At 76.0% G+C, this 1,077-nt stretch carries 1 protein-coding gene; it reads right to left on the bottom strand.

What is annotated here, in order from left to right:
- Positions 1-1,077, bottom strand: a 1,077-nt coding sequence (locus tag AB0O34_RS37010; protein WP_363923694.1) for a BTAD domain-containing putative transcriptional regulator, incomplete at both ends; no start/stop codon positions are given.

The following is a 1,077-nucleotide window of genomic DNA, read 5'->3' as shown; positions in this document are numbered from 1 at the left end:
TCAGGTGCTCGCAGTTGTCGACCAGCAGCAGGCTCTCCCGGCCGCCCAGCTCGCCCACGAGGACGTCCAGCTCGTCACCCTCGACCCGCCTGCGGGCGTCGAGCATCGCGCCGCCCCGCAGCCCGATCCCGGCGAGCACGGCCGTGGCGACCTTCGCTGGTTCGCTGACGGACGCGAGGTCGATGAGCCAGGCGCCGTCGCGGTACTCGTGGCGGTGGCGGCGGGCCGCCTCCAGCGCGAGCCGGGTCTTCCCTGCGCCGCCAGGCCCGAGAACGGTGACCAGGCGTCCGGTAGTGAACAGGCTGCCGATGCGGGCGAGCTCGTCGTCGCGGCCGATGAAGCTGGTCAGCGGCGCGGGCAGGCTGGCCGAGGCGTCCGGCGCCAGGATGGGCAGGCTGGCCGAGGCGTCTGCCGTCAGGATGGGCAGGCCGGGGCGCAGCAGGCGCAGATGGCGTTCCCGCAGGGCGGTGCCCGGGTCGGCGCCGAGGGCATCGGCCAAGGTCTCGCGGACCCGCTCGTACACGGCCAGCGCCTCGGCCTGACGCCCTTGCGCGGCGAGCGCGTCCATCAGCAGCGCGGCCGCCCGCTCGTGGACCGTCTGCTCGGCCAGCACCCCGGTCAGCCGGGCAGCGGCCACCTCGGCCCGCCCCAGCGACAACTCGGCCTCGGCCAGGTCGGCGACCGCCTCGATCGACACATGTGCCAACCGTGTCGCGACCGTGGGCGCGACCGCGGCGATGACCACGGGTTCGGCGCCAGGATGGTCACCCCACAACGCCACGGCCTCGGCGAGCGCGGCGCTCGCGGCCTCCGGGTCACCTGCCCGTAGCCTCTCCCGACCGGCGGCGGCGAGCCGCTCGAAGCGCAGCGCGTCCACGTCGGCCGCGTCCACCGCCAGCCGATAGCCGCCCGCGACCTGCACGACCACGCCAGCCGTGTCCTGTACGACCGCGCCGCTGGCCGCGCCGGTCGGGGTGAGGGCGCGGCGCAGCCGGGAGACGAGGGTGTGCAGGGCGTGGGCCGGGCCGGACGGCGGCTCCTCGGCCCAGATCGCGTCGACCAGCACACCCGGCTCGA

This window comes from Sphaerisporangium sp. NPDC088356 (assembly GCF_040685555.1).
GTDB lineage: Bacteria > Actinomycetota > Actinomycetes > Streptosporangiales > Streptosporangiaceae > Sphaerisporangium.
The sequence above is the reverse complement of the archived record's forward strand: the minus strand, read 5'-3'. Positions and strand labels throughout refer to the sequence as shown.